The sequence below is a fragment of the Bacillus altitudinis 41KF2b genome (genome assembly GCF_000691145.1).
Lineage (GTDB): Bacteria > Bacillota > Bacilli > Bacillales > Bacillaceae > Bacillus > Bacillus altitudinis.
This window is the reverse complement of sequence record NZ_ASJC01000002.1, coordinates 408,983-429,253: the sequence shown is the minus strand read 5'-3', so window position 1 is coordinate 429,253 and position 20,271 is coordinate 408,983. Positions and strand designations below refer to the sequence as shown.

At 40.0% G+C, this 20,271-nt stretch carries 21 protein-coding genes; 19 read left to right on the top strand and 2 right to left on the bottom strand.

The genetic code is table 11. The annotated features are described in order from the left end of the window. Window positions 1–5: 5 nt before the first annotated feature. From flgL to BA79_RS06050, 14 genes are all read left to right on the top strand, one after another. Window positions 6–917: a flagellar hook-associated protein FlgL gene (gene flgL / locus BA79_RS06115; protein WP_017368141.1), complete on the top strand. Its 912-nt coding sequence runs from the start codon at window positions 6–8 to the stop codon at window positions 915–917. Window positions 918–963: 46 nt separating this feature from the next. Continuing rightward, entirely contained in the window at window positions 964–1,542 is a 579-nt protein-coding gene (locus BA79_RS06110) for a DUF6470 family protein (RefSeq protein WP_035701576.1), read from the top strand. Window positions 1,543–1,570: 28 nt separating this feature from the next. Continuing rightward, on the top strand, window positions 1,571–2,005 hold the full coding sequence (fliW, locus tag BA79_RS06105) for a flagellar assembly protein FliW (protein ID WP_007499985.1): 435 nt from the start codon (window positions 1,571–1,573) through the stop codon (window positions 2,003–2,005). Beyond that, the gene (gene csrA, locus BA79_RS06100) at window positions 1,999–2,223 is read left to right on the top strand and encodes a carbon storage regulator CsrA (RefSeq protein WP_008348252.1); all 225 of its coding nucleotides are present in this window, start codon (window positions 1,999–2,001) and stop codon (window positions 2,221–2,223) included. Before fliW ends, csrA begins: the two co-directional genes overlap by 7 nt. A gap of 153 nt (window positions 2,224–2,376) precedes the next feature. Next, on the top strand, window positions 2,377–2,718 hold the full coding sequence (flaG, locus tag BA79_RS06095) for a flagellar protein FlaG (RefSeq protein ID WP_007499987.1): 342 nt from the start codon (window positions 2,377–2,379) through the stop codon (window positions 2,716–2,718). A gap of 16 nt (window positions 2,719–2,734) precedes the next feature. After that, a complete protein-coding gene (locus BA79_RS06090; RefSeq protein ID WP_024719236.1) occupies window positions 2,735–4,249 on the top strand; it encodes a flagellar hook-associated protein 2 in 1,515 nt (504 codons plus the stop codon). A gap of 17 nt (window positions 4,250–4,266) precedes the next feature. Then, on the top strand, window positions 4,267–4,671 hold the full coding sequence (gene fliS, locus BA79_RS06085) for a flagellar export chaperone FliS (RefSeq protein WP_008348247.1): 405 nt from the start codon (window positions 4,267–4,269) through the stop codon (window positions 4,669–4,671). After that, window positions 4,668–5,009, top strand: coding sequence for a flagellar protein FliT (gene fliT, locus BA79_RS06080; protein WP_008348246.1), 342 nt, complete (start codon window positions 4,668–4,670; stop codon window positions 5,007–5,009). Before fliS ends, fliT begins: the two co-directional genes overlap by 4 nt. A 13-nt stretch (window positions 5,010–5,022) precedes the next feature. Continuing rightward, on the top strand, window positions 5,023–5,403 hold the full coding sequence (locus BA79_RS06075; RefSeq protein WP_008348244.1) for a DUF8042 domain-containing protein: 381 nt from the start codon (window positions 5,023–5,025) through the stop codon (window positions 5,401–5,403). Between the two features lie 33 nt (window positions 5,404–5,436). Further along, a complete protein-coding gene (locus BA79_RS06070; RefSeq protein WP_035701573.1) occupies window positions 5,437–7,122 on the top strand; it encodes a methyl-accepting chemotaxis protein in 1,686 nt (561 codons plus the stop codon). A 189-nt stretch (window positions 7,123–7,311) separates the two neighbouring features. Next, window positions 7,312–7,875: a ribosome hibernation-promoting factor, HPF/YfiA family gene (gene hpf / locus BA79_RS06065; RefSeq protein WP_007499992.1), complete on the top strand. Its 564-nt coding sequence runs from the start codon at window positions 7,312–7,314 to the stop codon at window positions 7,873–7,875. Between the two features lie 198 nt (window positions 7,876–8,073). Further along, a complete protein-coding gene (secA, locus tag BA79_RS06060) occupies window positions 8,074–10,599 on the top strand; it encodes a preprotein translocase subunit SecA (RefSeq protein ID WP_035701569.1) in 2,526 nt (841 codons plus the stop codon). 67 nt (window positions 10,600–10,666) lie between these two features. Continuing rightward, a protein-coding gene (gene prfB, locus BA79_RS06055; protein WP_098680723.1) for a peptide chain release factor 2 occupies window positions 10,667–11,768 on the top strand; the annotation gives its coding sequence in 2 pieces (ribosomal slippage) (window positions 10,667–10,738 and window positions 10,740–11,768; 1,101 coding nt in all). 124 nt (window positions 11,769–11,892) lie between these two features. Beyond that, a complete protein-coding gene (locus BA79_RS06050; RefSeq protein WP_035701566.1) occupies window positions 11,893–13,686 on the top strand; it encodes a M3 family oligoendopeptidase in 1,794 nt (597 codons plus the stop codon). 214 nt (window positions 13,687–13,900) lie between these two features. On the opposite strand, the gene BA79_RS06045 is transcribed toward BA79_RS06050, so the two are convergent. After that, the gene (locus tag BA79_RS06045) at window positions 13,901–14,635 is read right to left on the bottom strand and encodes an alpha/beta family hydrolase (protein WP_019743415.1); all 735 of its coding nucleotides are present in this window, start codon (window positions 14,633–14,635) and stop codon (window positions 13,901–13,903) included. 189 nt (window positions 14,636–14,824) lie between these two features. Here BA79_RS06045 and BA79_RS06040 point away from each other — a divergent pair, with 189 nt between their 5' ends. The 5 genes from BA79_RS06040 to BA79_RS06020 all read left to right on the top strand — a co-directional run bounded on the left by BA79_RS06040 (window position 14,825) and on the right by BA79_RS06020 (window position 19,381). Continuing rightward, window positions 14,825–15,673: a YitT family protein gene (locus BA79_RS06040; RefSeq protein WP_017368132.1), complete on the top strand. Its 849-nt coding sequence runs from the start codon at window positions 14,825–14,827 to the stop codon at window positions 15,671–15,673. Window positions 15,674–15,721: 48 nt separating this feature from the next. Next, window positions 15,722–16,051, top strand: coding sequence for a cytochrome c551 (gene cccB, locus BA79_RS06035; protein ID WP_008348231.1), 330 nt, complete (start codon window positions 15,722–15,724; stop codon window positions 16,049–16,051). Between the two features lie 383 nt (window positions 16,052–16,434). Next, window positions 16,435–17,121, top strand: a complete 687-nt coding sequence (gene ftsE / locus BA79_RS06030; RefSeq protein ID WP_008348229.1) for a cell division ATP-binding protein FtsE — start codon at window positions 16,435–16,437, stop codon at window positions 17,119–17,121. Continuing rightward, window positions 17,114–18,004: a permease-like cell division protein FtsX gene (gene ftsX, locus BA79_RS06025; RefSeq protein ID WP_017368131.1), complete on the top strand. Its 891-nt coding sequence runs from the start codon at window positions 17,114–17,116 to the stop codon at window positions 18,002–18,004. The genes ftsE and ftsX overlap by 8 nt, the downstream gene beginning before the upstream one ends. A gap of 114 nt (window positions 18,005–18,118) precedes the next feature. Further along, entirely contained in the window at window positions 18,119–19,381 is a 1,263-nt protein-coding gene (locus BA79_RS06020) for a murein hydrolase activator EnvC family protein (protein ID WP_008348225.1), read from the top strand. A 48-nt stretch (window positions 19,382–19,429) separates the two neighbouring features. Here BA79_RS06020 and BA79_RS06015 read toward each other — a convergent pair whose 3' ends face one another. Next, entirely contained in the window at window positions 19,430–20,170 is a 741-nt protein-coding gene (locus BA79_RS06015) for a sulfite exporter TauE/SafE family protein (protein ID WP_017368130.1), read from the bottom strand. Between the last annotated feature and the right edge of the window lie 101 nt (window positions 20,171–20,271).

The following is a 20,271-nucleotide window of genomic DNA, read 5'->3' as shown; positions in this document are numbered from 1 at the left end:
AACTGATGCGAGTCACGCAAGGTATGATTTCTCAAAATTCACTTCGGAATATTAGTAAAAGTTATGAAAAACTCTCTAAAATTAATGAGCAGGCACAGTCTGGAAAACGTTTCACAAAAACGTCTGATGATCCTGTGGCAGCAGTGAAAAGTCTTCAGTATAGTACAGCCATGTTTCGAAATGAGCAATACCAAACTAATTTAAATGAGGCACGAAACTGGATTGATACATCTGAAACAAGTGTCACTGAAATAATTGATATCATGTCAAATATACGAGATAAAGTACTCGATGCGGCCAATGGAACAAAACAGCCAGAAGATTTAGCTGCTATCGGAGTGGAAATTGGTCAGATGAAGAATCAAATCATTGATGCAATGAACACGCAGATGTTAGGTAAGTTTGTTTTTAATGGGACGAATACAAATGTTAAACCAGTTGTAGAGAATGCAGATGGTACGTTTACATTTAACTTTGAAAACTATACAGATGCAAACGTGGTTCAATCGAACATTTCTGATGGAATCACATTAAATGTGAATTCAAATCCTCTTTCAGCTTTTGGTGGGCAATCTGCCAGTGGTCAAAATGTCATTGAAATGCTGACTGATTTAGAAAACTCATTAAAAAATGGAACGTTTACAAATTCTGATGATGCATTAGGAAATATCGATCAGTTTAAAGAAGTGATGAGTGCTGAGCGTTCAGATCTTGGGGCTAGATCCAATCGTATCGACTTAGTCGGGAGCCGTTTGACTTCGCAATTTGAAGTGCTGAAAAAGGCTAAATCAGATGCCGAAGATGTAGAAAGTGAGAAAGCCATTCTTGATCTTCTTCAACAAGAGACTGTAAATAGAGCTGCTTTAGCGACGACAGCTAAAGTGATTCAGCCATCCCTTGTCGATTTCTTAAGATAAGAAAAAGCATCCGTTGGGTGCTTTTTTGCATCATGGAGGTGAACCTATGCAAATCCCTAGATTGTTAATGGAGCAAACTTATGCAAAGCTGCAAATGTCGACAACCCCTTCCAGGCAAGAAGTAGAGCAGCCAAGAGCTGAGCTTGAGATTCAGCAGCCAAGAGCTGTCATGAATATCACAAGGACACCGTCGAAATTAACCATAGATCAAACCGAGGCATTTGCCGATATGGATATTAAGTCGATTTTTAGACGTTCAGAGGAATGGGCTGCGGAGGGGAAACGTGCGATTGGAGAAGGAATGGGGCGTAGAGCGGAAGAAGGAAGTGAACTCATCAAGATCGAGAATGGTGGGAATGCGATTGCTGAGTTTGCGAAAATCAATGGCAGTCCTCCAGCAAAACAATTCAACATCGGTGTGATTCCTTCATTTTTTAGTGTGAAAATTCACTATCAGCCATCTGAACTTAAAATTGATGTGGAGCCACAAAAAGCTATTATAGAGGCAACACCTCATAAACCAATTGTTAACTACCAGCCAGGTAAAGTTCATATTGATATGTTACAATACCCAGAATTAAAAATAGAAGTTGACGAAACAGGTCAAAATGGTGATAAGGTATAATTAAGAAAAATGAAAAAGGTCGTGAATTATGATCATTCAAACAAAATACCATGGTGAAGTGACGATTAAAGAGGAGCAAATCATTCACTTCTCTAATGGGATACCAGGATTTCTGGATCAAAAACAATTTGTCATTTTACCTTTATCAGAGGAATCTCCATTTTTAGTTCTCCAATCTTTGGAAAATGCGGAACTAGGCTTTATTGTCAGCAGCCCATTTTTGTTCTTCAATCAATATGAATTTGACTTAGAAGAATCGGTTGTAGACATTCTTGGGGTGGAAGATGCCAATGATGTGGAAGTCATGGTTATTTTAACAATGGGATCTTCTATTGAAAAAACGACAGCCAATTTAAGAGCGCCTATTATTGTGAATCGGAAAAACATGAAAGCCAAGCAGGTCATTTTGCATGATTCAGCCTATCATACAAAACATTTGCTAGAGGTGGCTTCCTCATGTTAGTTCTATCTCGTAAATTAAATCAATCGATTCAAATAGGCGACGATATTGAAGTCAAAATTATTGCGATTGAAGGCGATCAAGTAAAAGTCGGAATTGAGGCTCCTAAGCATATTGATATTCACAGGAAGGAAGTATACCTGTCTATTCAAGAAGAAAACAGCCGTGCTGCTAGCTTGTCCTTCGATCTACTTTCTCAATTATCCTCACAAAAAAAGTGAGGATTTTTTTATCCTATTTGTCTATCCTTCTCCGTGTGAAACCGTAGAAGTACACCATCTATATGAAACTTTAACAAATCGGTCCATCTATATTTAATTTAATAATTCAAAGCCGATATAAAAGATAGATTAAAGCACAGGAGCTGAATAACTATGTCTGTTGGTAAGTTGACTTCGCTAGAGCCACTGATTGATGCATTTCAAACCCGTGTTACGAATCATCAAAATGACAATGCAAACACTGATTTACAAGCAAATGGAAAAGTCGTTTCAAAAGAAGAAATTGAGAAAACGCTTCAAGGAGCAAATAAGCTGATTGAACCTACTCAATTTCATCTTCAATTTGAATTGCATGAAAAACTCAATGAATATTATGTCAAAGTCGTAGATAACCAAACCGAAGAAGTCATTAGAGAGATTCCTTCCAAAGAATGGCTTGATTTCTATGCGGCAATGACAGAGATTGTCGGTTTATTTGTCGATAAAAGAATGTGAAGGGAGAACATAAACCATGGTTAATCGAATTACTGGATTTTCAAATGTATTTGATATTGATGAAATCGTCTCAAAGCTAATGAAAACTGAGCAAGCACCACTTGATAAAATGACACGCCAGAAACAAACACTTGAATGGCAAAGAGACAGCTACCGCGAGGTCAATTCAAAGGTTAAAGAATTAGATGATCTCATTGCCAAACTAAATTTAACATATCCGAGTACTTATGGCGCAAAAAAGGTCACAAGCTCCAATGAATCTGCTGTCACAGCAACTGGATCAACAAATGCTACCTCTGGCTCGATTAATGTGACCCAACTAGCGACAGCTTCCGTATTCAAATCTTCTGGCACATCTGGATTTACTGCTGCAAACGGTACGTTCACATTTGAGGTGACGACACCAGATTCTACGACACCCAAAACAGTGACCATTAATACGACTGATAAAGATACCCTTGATACAATCGTGTCAAAATTGAACAACGCTCAACTAGGTGTCACGGCTTATAAAGGTCAAATCTTTGATGGGACCAACTACGTGGATACAATCGCTCTGACTTCCCGTACGACTGGAGAAGGTGTCAGTATTAAGGCAGCGGATGGTAATTCTGCTTCATTTTTAACGCAATTAGGATTCCAAGTGGATGGAGATAATAAATTAGTTGCGACTACTCAAGGGCAGAAAGCGCAATATGAAATTAATGGTCTCAAAATGGAAAATAATAATAATACTTTCACGCAGGCCGGTATCACATATGAGCTGAAAGGAACAACAGATAAGCCTGTCAGTTTGAACGTTTCAACAGATGTCGATGCCATCTTTGATAAAATCAAACAATTCGTTGATAAATACAATGAACTTGTTGAAGAGATCAATGGTAAAGTCAATGAAAAAAGAAATAGAGACTACTATCCATTAACAGCTGAAGAGAAAAAAGCCATGTCTGACAAAGAAGTCGAGCTATGGGAAACGACTGCGAAGTCAGGCTTGCTGAGAAGTGATTCAATTTTACGATCTGGTGCATCTAAATTAAGAAGTGATTTTTATGTTGATATTACGACAAGTGATGGGAATAAAATTCACATGACACAAATCGGAATTGCCACTTCAGATAAATATAAAGATGGCGGAAAGCTTGTCATTGATGAACCGAAACTAAGAAAAGCCATTCAAGAAGACCCACAGAAGATTAGTCAAATATTTATGTCAGGTTCGCTAAATGTAGATTCAAAAGATAAAGATAAAGCGCAGCAGCAATATAAAGAACAAGGAATCATTCATCGTATCAAAAATTCCTTATCAGCCTTCTCAAAGAGCATTCAAACAAAGGCTGGTAGCACAACGATGGCATCAAAGGAATACGGACTTGGTAAGGACCTTGATTCTTTGACTCAACGAATGAGCACATTCCAAGATCGTTTAAAAATGGTGGAAGCTCGTTACTACAAAAAGTTTAACGCCATGGATAGTGCGATTCAAAAGCTAAACAACCAATCTGGCTATCTTTCTCAACTGCTTGGACAATAATTGGAGGTTTATAACATATGGCAATTCAGAACCCTTATGCCGCCTATCAGAAAAATTCTATTGAGACCGCAACACCGGCCGAGTTAACGCTTATGCTTTATGAAGGATGCTTAAAGTTTATTAGACTAGCAAAGCATGGCATTCAAAAAGAAGATGCTGAAATGAGAAACTTGAACCTGAAAAAGGCTCAAAACATCATTCAAGAATTAAATGTCACCTTAAATCGTACGTATGATGTATCAAAGAGCATGGCAAGTATGTATGACTACATTTATCGAAGACTGATTGAAGCCAATCTGCAAAATGACGAAGAGATCCTGAATGAAGTAGAGCAATATGTGACTGATTTCCGAGATGCTTGGAAGGAAGTCATTCAAACCGATCGAAAAGGGCGTCACCACTCTATTGGGGGATCTCTATGAGTATTGTGGACCAACTGCATGACCAAACGTTAAAAATGGCAGCGGAAATAGAGGCCAACCCGCAAAGCGAAACACTCGTTGAAGACTTTGATGCTTTTTTAGTTGAGAGAGACGAACTAATGAGAGACATTCAACATGAGCTTTCCGTTCAAGAAAAAGAGAAAATCAAAGAAATCATTCAAACAGATCAACTGATGGCCAAGCAATTAACGGAAATTCAAAATGGGATCAAGGCAGATATTCAAGCCATTCAACGTAAGAAAACAAAACAGCTGAATTATCAAAATCCGTATCAGCCCATGACAAGTGACGGCGTATACTACGATAAACGGAAATAAATAGGTGAGACCTGTGGCGTATCGTTCAGATGACTATATTTTATTAACCACATATTATGACCTTCTATATACGATAGAAGAGAGTCTAAAATATTTAGATGAAATTGAGAAGGATTTCGCTAAAACAGAAGGGGATCGGATCTTTAATGATCTGATCCATGCCTTCTTTCATTTAGAGACAACACATCCGCTTCTGCTTTCGATTATTGAAAATGAGCATTTTGCCAAGACGATTCGATCGTTTGACCAAATTTTTTTAAGTTTCGATATACTAGCTTTCTATACATTCCCTTCAAATCACTTCCAGTCATTCCTTACATCATATTTTATACCTGAATATAGAAAGTGGATGGATGAAATACATGCCTGTATGAGGCCGTATGTCATTCATTAATTTTTGTTCAATTCAGACCATTCGGAGGAATTTATGAGACTAAAAAATCAATTTTTATTTGGGCTTATTGTCATATGTGTATTGTTTGTCAGTATTTTGGGGTTTTCTAGTTTTATTTATTACAAAACAGATCAATCGTATAAAGCACTTCTCACCAAAGAAGTAAAGCTGTACCAGACCTCACTGGAATTAGAGGCACTGCTACAAAAGCAGGAAGCACAAATTAAAACGTATGTAGTTGTTCAAGATGCTGAAAATTTACAGAAGATTGAGCAAACATATGAAGAAATCAATAAGAAAACAACTGAAGCATCAAAAATGAGCACCGTTAAACATGCAAAAAATCTGTTAGATCAAATTTCCGAAAAAAATTATCTTTACTACACCTCAACAAATCGATTATTTAATTCATTGAATATGCAAAATCAAAAAGAATTCAACACCCGCCTCAGTCAAGAATTACAACCTATCGAACAAGAAATACATACCTTTACAAAAGAATTTGCTCAAACACAATTGAAACAGCGTGATCAAAAAATCAGTCAGCTCAATGAAGAAAGTAACCAATTATTGCTGACACTCATTCTCGTTAGCGCAGCGATTATAGTCGGCTTTTTAGTCATTGGCACAAGGTTTGTTCATCGTATGACAAAACCGATTGTCTCTGTCACACATGCAGCAAGAAGAATGGCAGATGGTGACCTCACACTTGAAGAGATTGAAGTGACCTCTAAAAATGAAATTGGCCAGCTCGGTACGGCTTTTAACCAAATGACCGCTCATTTGCGTCAGCTCATCTTACAGGTGCAAAACGGGTCAAGGCAATTAGCCGATTCAGCTACTCAATTTGAAGAAACCATCAGTCAAACCATATCGGCTAGTGAACAGACGTCTAGCTCGATTGAACAGGTCAGTGAAGCTTCACGTGAACAATCGGATGCAGTAGGAAAAGTAGCTTCTTCAATTCAAGAAGTTTCGACTGGTATGCATAATGCGGCTGAACATACGTCTGATGTTTCGGGTCACTCAATTTCAGTGACTGAAAAGGCTGAAGAGGGCGCATCCCTCATTCAACAATTTGTGAAACAAATGAGTTCTATTAAGGAATCTGTGAATGAACATCATTCTACAATGGCCAATGTACAAGTACAGTTTACCGGCATTCAAGGCCTGCTGGGGAATATTCATGCCATTGCAGATCAGACAAATTTACTTGCTTTAAACGCAGCCATTGAAGCAGCAAGGGCTGGGGAACATGGACGAGGTTTTGCGGTTGTTGCAGATGAAGTCAGAAAGCTGGCAGAAGAATCAAGTCAACTGACTGATCAAATTAGTCAGTTACTCGCCAACGTGAACAAAGATACTGAAAGATCGTCTCAATCTATGACGAAAGTGGAACGAGATGTAGCAGAAGGTGTGAAAGTATCGCAATTGTCTGAACAGAGCTTTCAAGAAATTCTGGCAGCCATTCGTGATATCTCGATGAAAGCAGAGGAGCTTTCTGCTACGACGGAGCAAATCTCAGCTAGTACAGAAGAAATTTCTCAAACAATTGGTGTGATAGAAGAAGGAGCCAAGCGAAATTCTGAGGAAACAGAGTACATGTCGGCGGCTGTTGAAGAATCACTAGCGGCGAATGAGGAAATGAAAGCAGCTGCGGAAGATTTAAAATCTTTGTCTCAATCACTGAAAACATCTATTTCATCTTTCAAGATTTAACAGCGCCATGGTCTTTTTCAAGAATCAATCGAATATATATTCATCACCTATCAAGTAAAAGCTGAAGCACCGCAGGATTCGACAAATTTCAATAAAAATTCACATTTTTTTTACGTTTGAGCAGGAGAAAAGGAGGGAAAAGTAGAAATAAGTTTACATATCCTTAATTTTAAAGGAGGCGTTCTTTACATGAATTACAATGTCCGAGGAGAAAACATCGAAGTAACACCTGCACTAAGAGATCATGTCGAGAAAAAAATTGGAAAGTTGGAGCGTTATTTTGAGTCAGATGTTGATGCTTCAGTCAACGTGAACTTGAAATTTTACAACGATCAAGAATCTAAAGTTGAGGTTACCATTCCAATGACTGATCTAGCACTTCGAGCAGAGGTGCATAATGAGGATATGTACAATGCAGTAGACCTAGCAACCAGTAAATTAGAACGTCAAATTAGAAAACATAAAACGAAAGTGAACCGTAAATTCCGTGAGCAAGGTGCGAAAAAGCATTTATTTGCTGGAGGAAACGGTGCTTCTGAAGTAGCAGTTCAAGATGACGAAGAAATTGATGAAACAGAAATCGTCAGACAAAAACGCTTCAATCTAAAACCAATGGATAGCGAAGAGGCCATTCTCCAAATGAACATGTTAGGTCACAGTTTCTTTGTCTTCACAAATGCTGAGACAAATTTGACCAATGTGGTATACCGCCGAAATGACGGTAAATACGGACTCATTGAGCCGAACGCTTAATCATTCGTTCCTTTTGATCCGAAAATGACCTAAAAAAAGTAAACCCGTTCCCTTCATAAGGGGCGGGTTTTTTGTGCTAAATCATTGCAAATTCTTTGGAAATCAAGGAAGGTATGGTATGATAAATGCAGGTAAATATGGACCTGTCAAACTTTTGGACATGCCGAAAAATTGCATGAAATAGAGGAGCGTTATTATATGCTTGGAATCTTAAACAAAGTGTTTGATCCTACGAAACGTACGATCAGCCGATATGAAAAAAAGGCAAATGAAATCGAAGCTCTCGCTCAAGATTTTGAGAAATTATCTGACGAGGCTTTACGAAATAAAACGATCGAATTTAAAGAAAAACTTGAAAAAGGACAATCTGTAGACGACCTTTTGGTTGAAGCATTTGCAACGGTTCGTGAGGCTTCCCGCCGCGTGACAGGAATGTTCCCATTTAAGGTGCAGCTCATGGGGGGGATTGCCCTACATGAAGGGAATATCTCTGAGATGAAAACAGGTGAAGGGAAAACGTTGACATCAACGATGCCTGTTTATTTGAATGCTCTTTCTGGAAAAGGCGTCCACATTGTGACAGTCAACGAATATTTGGCAAGCCGTGATGCAGAGGAAATGGGCAAGATTTTCGAATTTCTTGGATTAACGGTTGGCTTGAACTTAAACAGTTTAGACAAAGATGAAAAAAGAGAAGCGTACGCTGCTGATATCACGTATTCAACAAACAATGAGCTTGGCTTTGATTATTTACGAGATAACATGGTGCTGTACAAAGAGCAAATGGTTCAAAGACCACTTCATTATGCCGTCATCGATGAAGTTGACTCCATCTTAATTGATGAAGCGAGAACACCTCTTATTATTTCTGGACAAGCTGCAAAGTCGACGAAACTTTACGTACAAGCAAATGCCTTTGTTCGTACGTTAAAAATAGAAGACGATTTCACTTATGATATTAAAACAAAAAGTGTACAGCTGACTGAAAGCGGAATGACGAAGGCGGAAAAAGCATTCGGCATCGAGAACTTGTTTGATGTCAAACATGTCGCTCTTAACCATCATATCGCGCAGGCTCTTAAGGCACATGTTGCGATGCAAAAAGACGTTGATTATGTTGTGGAAGATGGACAAGTCGTTATCGTTGACTCCTTCACAGGACGTTTAATGAAAGGACGCCGCTATAGTGAAGGTCTGCACCAAGCCATTGAAGCAAAAGAAGGTCTTGAAGTGCAGAATGAAAGCATGACACTTGCAACCATTACGTTCCAGAACTACTTCCGTATGTATGAAAAGCTATCTGGTATGACAGGTACAGCGAAAACGGAAGAAGAGGAATTCCGTAACATTTACAATATGCAGGTTGTCACAATCCCAACCAATAAACCGGTTGTGCGTGATGACAGACCTGATTTAATTTACCGCACAATGGATGGCAAATTTAAAGCAGTAGCTGAAGACGTCGCACAGCGTTATATGACAGGACAGCCGGTCCTTGTCGGAACTGTTGCGGTTGAGACATCTGAATTGATTTCAAAACTGCTTAAAAATAAAGGCATCCCTCATCAAGTGTTAAACGCGAAAAACCATGAGCGTGAAGCACAAATTATTGAGGAAGCTGGACAAAAAGGTGCCGTCACAATTGCGACAAACATGGCGGGACGTGGAACAGACATCAAGCTTGGCGAAGGTGTGAAAGAACTAGGCGGTCTTGCTGTTATTGGGACAGAGCGTCATGAATCACGCCGTATTGATAACCAGCTCCGTGGTCGTTCTGGTCGTCAAGGAGACCCAGGGATTACTCAATTCTATCTCTCAATGGAAGATGAATTGATGCGCCGATTTGGTGCAGAGCGGACAATGGCGATGCTTGATCGCTTCGGTATGGATGACTCTACTCCAATTCAAAGTAAAATGGTCTCAAAAGCTGTTGAATCTTCTCAAAAACGTGTTGAGGGGAATAACTTTGATTCCCGTAAGCAGCTTCTGCAATATGATGATGTTCTTCGTCAACAGCGTGAAGTCATTTACAAACAGCGTTTTGAAGTCATCGATTCTGATAACTTGAAATCGATTGTGATCAATATGATTCAATCGTCTATTGAGCGGGCTGTTGGATCTTACACGCCGAAAGAAGAACTTCCAGAAGAATGGAAACTAGATGGTCTCGTTGAATTAATCAACACGAACTATTTAGATGAAGGTGCCATTTCGGTCAAAGATATCTTCGGTAAAGAAGCAGATGAGATCACCGAATTCATCATGGAGCGGATTAAAGAGAAATATGATGCAAAAGAAGAGACATTTGGCGATGAACAAATGCGTGAATTTGAAAAAGTCATCGTTCTTCGTGCAGTAGATTCGAAGTGGATGGATCATATCGATGCAATGGATCAGCTGCGTCAAGGAATCCATTTACGTGCATATGCACAAACCAATCCGCTTCGTGAGTATCAAATGGAAGGATTTGCGATGTTTGAGCATATGGTCGCTTCAATTGAAGATGACGTCGCTAAATATGTGCTAAAATCAGAAATCCAAAACAACCTAGAACGTGAAGAAGTCGTTCAAGGACAAACAACTGCTCATCAGCCTCAAGAAGGCGATGAGGAGAAAACAGTGAAAAAAAAGCCGGTGCGTAAAGTGGTGGATATCGGAAGAAACTCACCATGTCACTGCGGAAGCGGCAAGAAATATAAAAATTGTCATGGGAAGACAGAATAAGTAATGGAAAGAGGTGAAAACCTCTTTCTATTCATGTCAGCCCCCATACATCTATGAGGTGAAGGATATGGAATTAGTAGAAATTAGACAAGAGCTTGAAAATATGGCTAGCAGGCTAGCTGATTTTAGGGGGTCTCTTTGACCTCGATACAAAAGAAGCGAAAATTGCAGAGCTTGAGGCCACGATGTCAGAGGCTGACTTTTGGAATGACCAGCAAAAAGCGCAAGGTGTCATTAATGAAGCCAATGCACTGAAGGATTATGTGAATACATATCATGAGCTCAGTGAATCTCATGATGAGCTGCAAATGACGCATGATTTATTAAAAGAAGACTACGATGAGGATCTTCATGCAGAGCTTGAAAAAGAGCTGAAGAACTTAACAAAACAATTTAACGAGTTTGAATTGCAGCTTCTTTTAAGTGAACCGTATGACAAAAACAATGCCATTCTTGAGCTTCACCCGGGTGCAGGTGGAACGGAATCACAGGACTGGGGATCGATGCTCCTCAGAATGTATACCCGCTGGGCAGAGCGCAGAGGTTTTAAGGTTGAAACCCTTGATTATCTTCCAGGGGATGAAGCGGGAATTAAGTCTGTGACATTGCTGATTAAAGGACATAACGCTTACGGTTACTTAAAAGCAGAAAAAGGTGTCCATCGTTTAGTCCGTATTTCTCCATTTGATTCATCTGGCCGTAGACACACATCTTTCGTTTCCTGTGATGTCATGCCAGAATTTAATGAAGAAATTGATATCGATATTCGTACAGAGGATATTAAGGTGGATACGTATCGTGCAAGTGGTGCAGGGGGTCAGCACGTCAATACGACGGACTCTGCGGTTCGTATCACACACATCCCAACAAATGTCGTCGTGACGTGCCAAACGGAAAGATCCCAAATCAAAAACAGAGAACGTGCAATGAAAATGCTGAAATCTAAGCTTTATCAAAAACGGATCGAAGAACAACAGGCGGAATTGGATGAAATCAGAGGAGAACAGAAAGAAATTGGCTGGGGAAGCCAAATTCGCTCTTATGTCTTCCACCCATATTCCCTTGTAAAAGACCATCGTACCAACACGGAGATGGGAAATGTTCAAGCGGTGATGGATGGAGATTTAGATTCCTTTATCGATGCGTATTTACGTTCAAAATTATCATAAAAACTCGGCTTCTTGCCGGGTTTTTTTAATTGTGAGAAAATATAATGAATATAAAGGAATACATATGCCATACTGACTCTATATCCTTTGTATGATGAAATTAGCAATTAAAGGGGGAAATAATTTGGGATTAAAACCATTACAAGAGACGTGGGATTTAGATGCCTTTTTTAAAGGAGGCAGTTCTTCATCAGAATTTATCACATACTTAGAGCATATACAGCAGCTATTAGATGAGTTACGACAAAAGGTAGATGCCTTTTCAAAAGAAGATACACAAATTGAAAAAAAGTTAACAGCTGTCCTTGAAACGTATGAAATCACATATAAAAAATTAGCACAAGCAGGTTCATTTGTATCCTGTCTACAATCTCAAAATACAAAGGATATGAAGGCGGGCAGCCTCCGAGGGTCTATTGCCAAGCTGGAAGCTGAATTAGGAACCATTCTAGCAGGGTTTGATCAATCACTTGCTGCGATTCCTACTAGCCAGTGGGAAGAATTAATGGATTCAGCCGCTTTTTCAGATGTTCGTTACATATTAAATGAACGAAGAGAACATGTGAAAGATCAACTGCCTGTTGAACAGGAAACACTCATTCAAAAACTAGCAGTAGATGGGTATCATGCGTGGGATGAACTTTATTCTAGCTTGGTGAACAAAATTACCATTCCATTTGAGCAAAATGGTGAAACACAAATGATCTCTGTAGGCCAAGCAGAAAATGCGATGGATGATTCAGACCGTGAAGTGAGAAAAGCCGTCTATCATAATTTAGAACATGCATGGACACAGGATGAACATTTGTTTGCAAGCACACTCAATCATCTCGCTGGTTTTCGTCTACAAGTATATGAAGCCAGAGGATGGGATCATATATTAAAAGAGCCTCTTGATATTTGCCGGATGAAACAAGAGACGCTCGATACAATGTGGTCTGTCATTGATGAACATAAACAGCCATTCATTGAATATTTACAACGTAAAGCTGACATGCTTGGGGTTGATAAACTGAGCTGGTTTGATGTGGGAGCACCTATTGGAAGTGAGACAAAGACCTATTCTTATCAAGACGCAGCCGCTTTTATTATCAAGCATTTCGCAGGGTTTGGAAAAGAGCTTGCTGCTTTTACTGAAAAAGCTTTTAATGAACGCTGGGTAGAAGCTGAGAATCGCCCAAACAAACGAGTGGGCGGTTTCTGTACGAATTTCCCTGATAGCGGAGAATCACGTATTTTTATGACCTTCTCAGGGACTCCATCCAATGTAGCGACACTAGCACATGAGCTTGGTCATTCGTTCCATCAGGAAGTCATGCAGGATGTTCGGATGTTGAATCGTAAATATGCGATGAATGTAGCTGAAACTGCGTCGACATTCGCTGAAATGATTGTGGCAGATGCTTCATTAAAAGAGGCGGCCAATGAACAAGAGCGTCTCAGTTTGTTAGAGGATAAGCTGCAGCGCAGTGTGGCATTCTTTATGAATATTCAATCACGCTTCTTATTTGAACAACGTTTTTATGAAGAGCGCAAACAAGGAGAAGTGCCAGCTGACCGCTTGAATGAGTTGATGGTAGAAGCACAGAAGGAAGCCTTTGGCGACTCTTTAGATGAATACCATCCGCATTTCTGGGCGTCTAAACTGCATTTCCATATTACAGGTGTCCCGTTTTATAACTTCCCTTACACCTTCGGGTACATGTTCTCGCTAGGTATTTACGCGAAAGCATTGCAGGCTGGGGCATCATTTGAAGAGAAATATATTGCGCTATTAAAAGATACAGCGTCAATGACTGTAGAAGATTTGGCATATAAGCACCTAGGTGTCGACCTTACTCAAAAAGCATTTTGGGAAGAGGCCATTTCACTGGCTGTGGCAGATGCTGAAGAGTTTTTAGAAGCGACGAAGGCATAAAAAATGAAAAGCTCCCATTATGGGAGCTTCAGCGTGTAGACAAACCCTCGCATTCGTTGTCAGTCCTGCGCTTCGGTGCTCACGAATGTCAAATTCGCTCCGCGCCGATGCTCGTCCTTCCTAGACTGCAAAGGTTTTCTATCACGCTGAAAAGAAGACAAAGGGCTAAAATCAAGTTCATTTTAGCCCTTTGTCAACAATCTGGCAGCTCCCATTACGGGAGCTTTTTTGCTGGTTTTACCCATTCCAGCATCGTCTGAACGATGTCTTTTTGTTGCGTGAGGACTGGAATGTCTGCAGGCTGATCCCCTTTTTGTTTGCCATACATGCCAAATTGAGCATGATTACCACCTTTTATCTCATGATACACCGTTTGAGAAGGCAGCTGCTTTTTCGATTTTTTGATTTTTTCTCGTGTTGCGAGACCATCTTTTTCGCCTGAAATAGATAATACTTGCAAGGAAGCCTGTTTCAAATCATCTGATGCAGGATAGGAGGCAAGGAAAAAGAGGCCGTCCAGCTTGCTTTGATTTTTCTCTGCATACATAGCGGCAGCTGTTCCGCCTAGCGAATGTCCGCCAATGTACCAATGCTTGATGGCCGGATGACTTTTGAGGATATCGTCTGCTTTCTTCGTATTAAATATTGCGAAGGAAAATGGCATGTCTGGGATAAAGACCGAATAGCCTTTCTTCATCAGCGCATTCCCAAGATAGGCATACGCAAGAGGTTCAACTTTTGCCCCAGGATATAGAATGATGCCAGTATCGCTTTTCGATGCTTCAAATGAATATACCCCGTTTTTATGATCGACCTGCTCAATGTTCATCTGCTTTTTTAACGCTTCCGATGGTCCATATGTAAAGCGGCTCCATGTATAGAAAGCACCAAAAGCTAAGATGATGAGTGCAAGTAATGTAATACCGGTGATCTTCAGTATTTTCTTCATCGTATGTCCCTTCTTTCTCATGTACATATTAAATATACCATCATTTACTCTTCTGCCAAACGGCAAGTACGCTGATCCGGCTGTGTGATAAAGTATTAATCCATTAGCACTGCATTTGGCTGTTATTTACAATCCGAATGAGAGGGCTTAAAATAGGTGTGCATTCAGAAGTAACGGAGGAAGAAAGAAATGAAGCAGGAACATTCTCAATTTTGGATTGAAGTGAAAAATTATTTACTCATTTTAATAGGATCAGCTATCGTAGCGGTTGGCTTTAATACGTTATTATTACCAAATCAGATTGCTGCTGGCGGTGTGAGTGGAATCAGTACCATTATGCAATCATTCGGTTTTGAAGCTGCATATGTACAATGGGGTCTCAATATTCCGCTCTTTATCGCAGGCTTTTATTTATTAGGTGGAACATTTGGGGTAAAAACGCTCGTTGGTTCTGTCTTTTTACCTTTAATGGTGTTCTTAACAAGACACATTGCTCCTGTCACCCATGAAGCACTGCTCGCCGCAATATTTGGCGGTGTAGTGATTGGGATCGGGATTGGGCTCGTTTTCCTCGGCAATGGTTCAACGGGAGGAACGGCACTTGCGGCCAAAATCATCAATAAATATACAGGGCTGACGTTAGGTACTTGTTTAGCAATGATGGACGGTTTGATTGTTTTGGCGGCCATGACTGTTTTTGGGATTGAAGAAGGACTGTACGCTGTGATCGGAGTGTTCATTTCTAGCAAGACGATTGATGTCGTACAGGCTGGCTTTAGTCACTCGAAGATGGCTATGATTATTACGGGCCATGAGGATGAGGTCAGACAGGCGGTGTTTGATCAAATTGATCGTGGTGTAACGAAGATTTCAGCAGTAGGTGGGTACACCGACCATGACCGGCCTATTTTAATGTGTGTTGTAGGGCAGTCACAATTCACAAAGTTGAAACAAGTGGTAAAAGCGATCGATGCATCAGCGTTTGTCATCGTCATGGATGCAAAAGAGGTGCTGGGTGAGGGTTTTAAAAGGGCGTAAACAAGGATATAATAACGTTGACCAAATGATTGTAGGGGAGGGAAATACATGAAAAAGAGCGGATTAACGCTTCTTTTTGTCGCTATGCTTTTTGTACTTGCGGCCTGTGGAGGAAATTCAAGTAGCAGTGACAAAGAAGGCAGTAAAAGTGCTTCAAGTGTGAGCAGTGGTGAAGAGATTTATCAGCAAAACTGTATTGGCTGTCATGGAAAAGACTTATCTGGCGGAGGCGGCCCAAGCCTGAAAGAAGTCGGGAAAAAATATAATGAAAGCCAAATTGCAGATATTGCCCAGAACGGTAAAGGATCTATGCCAAGCGGAATGGTAGATGAAAAACAAGCAAAAGAAGTTGCCAAATGGCTTGCAGAGAAAAAATAAAACCTTTGTCTAATCGACAAGGTTTTTTTTATTTTCTATTTGTAGAAAAAGACTTTTGGACAGTATGAAAACGTATTATATTAAATTTTATTTAAAAAATAAGGGTAAAAAGACATGTTTTTCGGTTTTGGTTGCTCTATTTACCTTTTATTTATAAGTTTTGAAATATAAATGTAATACCATTGCGTCGATTCATGACGTATAATTGGAGTTGTTGAAATTTAGACGATTCAATTTTTTCATCTTTTTGGATGAAAAGGACATAAATTGCTTGTGCGTATCGAAGGGTATGTGCGTGACCATACATAACGTTTTTTGACGAGAAGTGTCAGAACATCATGATAAGCTGTTTGACAGCGAATAAGAAAAGATTAGGTGATTACATGATTGAAATGAAGGAAGTCTATAAGATCTATCCTAATGGTGTAAAGGCGATCAATGGAATCAATGTCTCTATCCATCCGGGAGAGTTCGTGTATGTTGTTGGTCCCAGTGGCGCTGGTAAATCCACGTTCATTAAAATGATGTATCGTGAAGAGAAGCCAACAAAAGGGAAAATCTTAATTAATAACAAAGATTTAGGCTCGATGAAGGAAAAAGAAATTCCTTACGTGAGAAGAGAAATTGGCGTAGTATTCCAAGATTTCAAACTACTTCCAAGTCTCACGGTCTTTGAGAACGTGGCATTTGCTCTTGAAGTCATTGGTGAACAGCCAAGTATTATTAAGAAAAAAGTGCTTGAGGTACTTGATTTGGTGCAATTAAAGCACAAAGCTCGTCAATTTCCAGATCAGCTTTCCGGCGGTGAACAGCAGCGTGTATCGATCGCTCGTTCGATCGTCAATCATCCTGAGGTTGTCATTGCAGACGAACCGACAGGAAACCTTGATCCAGATACTTCATGGGAAATCATGAAGACACTCGAAGAGATTAATAACCGCGGAACAACAGTCGTCATGGCGACACACAACAAAGAGATTGTAAACAGCATGAAGAAACGCGTCATCGCAATCGAAGATGGAATGATTGTGCGTGACGAAGCAAGAGGGGAGTACGGAATTTATGATTAAAACTCTCTCGCGGCATTTACGTGAGAGCTTCCGTTCACTTGGAAGAAACACGTGGATGACATTTGCATCAATTAGTGCGGTCACTGTCACATTGATTTTAGTTGGGGTTTTTCTTGTCATTATGCTCAACTTGAATAACATGGCATCGAACGCTGAGAAAGAAGTAGAAGTAAAAGTTCTCATCGATTTAACTGCGAATCAAAAGCAGCAGGATGAATTAAAAGCAGAAATTGAGAAGATTCCTGAAATCAGTGATGTGAAATACTCATCCAAGGATGATGAACTAAAAGCACTGATTAAAAGCTTTGGTGAAAATGGACAATCTATGGGATTGGTTGATCAAGAAAATCCATTGAATGATGCGTTTATTGTAAAAACAACAGATCCCCACGATACACCAAAAGTAGCGAAGAAATTGGAAAACCTAAAAGGGACGTATAAAGTCACTTATGGAAAAGAAGAGGTCAGCCGACTCTTTAATGTTGTCGGAGTGGCGCGTAATGTCGGCATCGCACTTATTATTGGGCTTTTATTTACAGCGATGTTCTTGATTTCCAATACGATCAAAATTACGATTTTTGCTAGACGTAAAGAAATTGAGATTATGAAACTAGTAGGTGCAACGAACTGGTTTATCCGCTGGCCGTTCTTCATCGAAGGATTACTACTTGGTGTATTTGGCTCGATTATACCAATCGCTGTATTGCTTGGCACGTATCAATATGCTGTCGGCTGGGTGGCGCCAAGGGTACAAGGTTCATTTATTTCAATGCTTCCATACAATCCGTTTGTCTATCAAGTATCACTGGTCCTTCTATTGATCGGTGCCATTATCGGTGTGTGGGGAAGTTTAACGTCCATCCGTAAATTCTTGAAAGTATAAATCTATTTATATTGATGGCAGCACTCGAAGATTCTATAGAAGATGTGACCGGTTGATCCAATTCATCCGGTCGACTCTTCATGCAGGCAGTTGTCATGGGAGGGGAATATCGTTTTGAAAAGAAAGCTGATGATGGCTGGAATGGCAGCGTTTATTGGAACAACGTGGCTATACATTCCAGGGAACGAAAATCGTGCATTCGCATACGAAGACCTAGATCAAAAACGTCAACAAATTGAAGAGAAAACATCGAAGACTGAATCAACCTTGAAGAAAAAGAAATCAGAACTGGCAAAGCTTGAAAAGAAAGAATCAAAGCTAAAGCAAGAAATTGAAAAAATTGACCAAAAAGTAAGTGCCGCAACTGAAAAAGTCGCTGAAAAAGAAAAAGAGGTCAAACAGACGAAACAAGAGATCAAAAAACTAAAAAAAGAGATTGAAGTCATCAACGAGCGAATTGAAAAGAGAAAAGCGATTTTCAAAGATCGAATTCGTTCTATGCAAAAAAGTGGCGGTACAATCAACTATTTAGATGTGCTGCTAGGTGCTCGTAGCTTTAGTGATTTTGTCAGTCGTGTGGGAGCTGTTACAACCATCGTCGAAGCAGATAAAGACATGATTACAGAACACGAAAATGATTTGGAGCTAGTAGAGCAAAAAGAAGCAGAGCTAAATAAACAGCTAAGTGGACTTGAAACATCTTTGAAAGAGCTTGAAACGTTGAAAAAGGACCTATCTAAACAGCAAAAAGAAAAAGGAAAAGTCCTTGGTCATGTAACGGAAGAAAAAGAACATGCACATGATGAACTAGGAAAGCTTGAAAATGAACAAGAAATTTTAGCGAATCAGAAAGCGGCGGTAAAGTCTGAAGAAGCACGTCGTCAAAAAGAAGAAGCGAAGAAAGCAGAACAAGCAGCTGCTGAAAAAAGTGCACCTGCACCAAGTGGAGGATCTGATCAAGTGTCAGATACACCAGCAAGTAGCTCAGGTTTCATTAAACCAGCTGCAGGCCGTTTCTCATCAGGCTTTGGCGGACGTTCTGGCGGACAGCATTACGGATTAGATATCGCTGCAAAAGGCACTGTATCTGTCGTTGCAGCCGCATCTGGAACAGTCACGAACTCAAGCTACTCGTCGAGTTATGGGAACGTGGTGTTCATTACACATAACATCAATGGCCAAACGTATCAAACGGTATACGCTCATCTTTCAACAAGAAGTGTGTCAACAGGTCAAAGAGTCGAGCAAGGTCAATTCCTTGGATATATGGGCAACACAGGTCAGTCTTATGGCCAGCATCTTCATTTTGAAATTCATAAAGGATTATGGAATGGCGCGAAATCAAATGCAGTCAATCCAGCGCAATATATCCGCTAACAAAAAGCCGATAACAGCATGTTATCGGCTTTTTTCATGTAGATGAAATTAAAATAACAGCAGTAATCCGGCAATAATAGGTGTTAAAAGCACAGCGGATTTTAAGAGAGGTTTCGGCGCAAGGCGTGTAAATTTTGCCCCAATAAAAGCTCCTAATACGGTACCGATTAAGATCTGAACGAGCAGGATAAAGTCAACATAGCCTTCTGAAATATAACCAATTCCACCGCCAATAGAGATTGGAATAATCACTAGCATCGTTGTGCCAACAGCTTGTCTAATAGACAGCTTCAGCAAAATCAAAAGCCCCACTTGAATAAATGGTGCTGATCCGATACCGAACATCCCTGAAAGCATCCCTGATACAAGGCCTAATATAATGCCCCTGATCAGCAATTGGCGTGAAGAAAGCGGCTGCTGTTCAGCATCTTCTTTTAGGACAAACAATTTGATCATCATAAAAACAGCAGATAAAAAGAGCATACCAGCTGTTAAATAGTGCAGGCTATCCTCTGGAATAAAAGGAGCCACTTTTGCTCCGGCAAATGAAGCAATACATGCTAGTGCACCGACAATCAAACCTGATTTGAGCTGAATATTTCCTTCCCGGTAGTGGCTGTATGCACCAGATAAAGTCGTAAATGCCATAGCAGCTAAAGATGTTCCAAGTGCAGTATGGATTGGTACATCAAAGATTAACGTCAGCAATGCGATGACAAAACCAGCCCCGCCAGCTCCTACAAACCCTAGTAAAATTCCTAATAAAAGCATCGTCAATATAATATACATAGCGAAGACTCCTTCTCGATCGTAACAAAATAAAAATTACACCTAATGAAATGATTAGTCAAGCCTCCTTAGGAGAATGTCTTTACATGAAATCCCTTCTT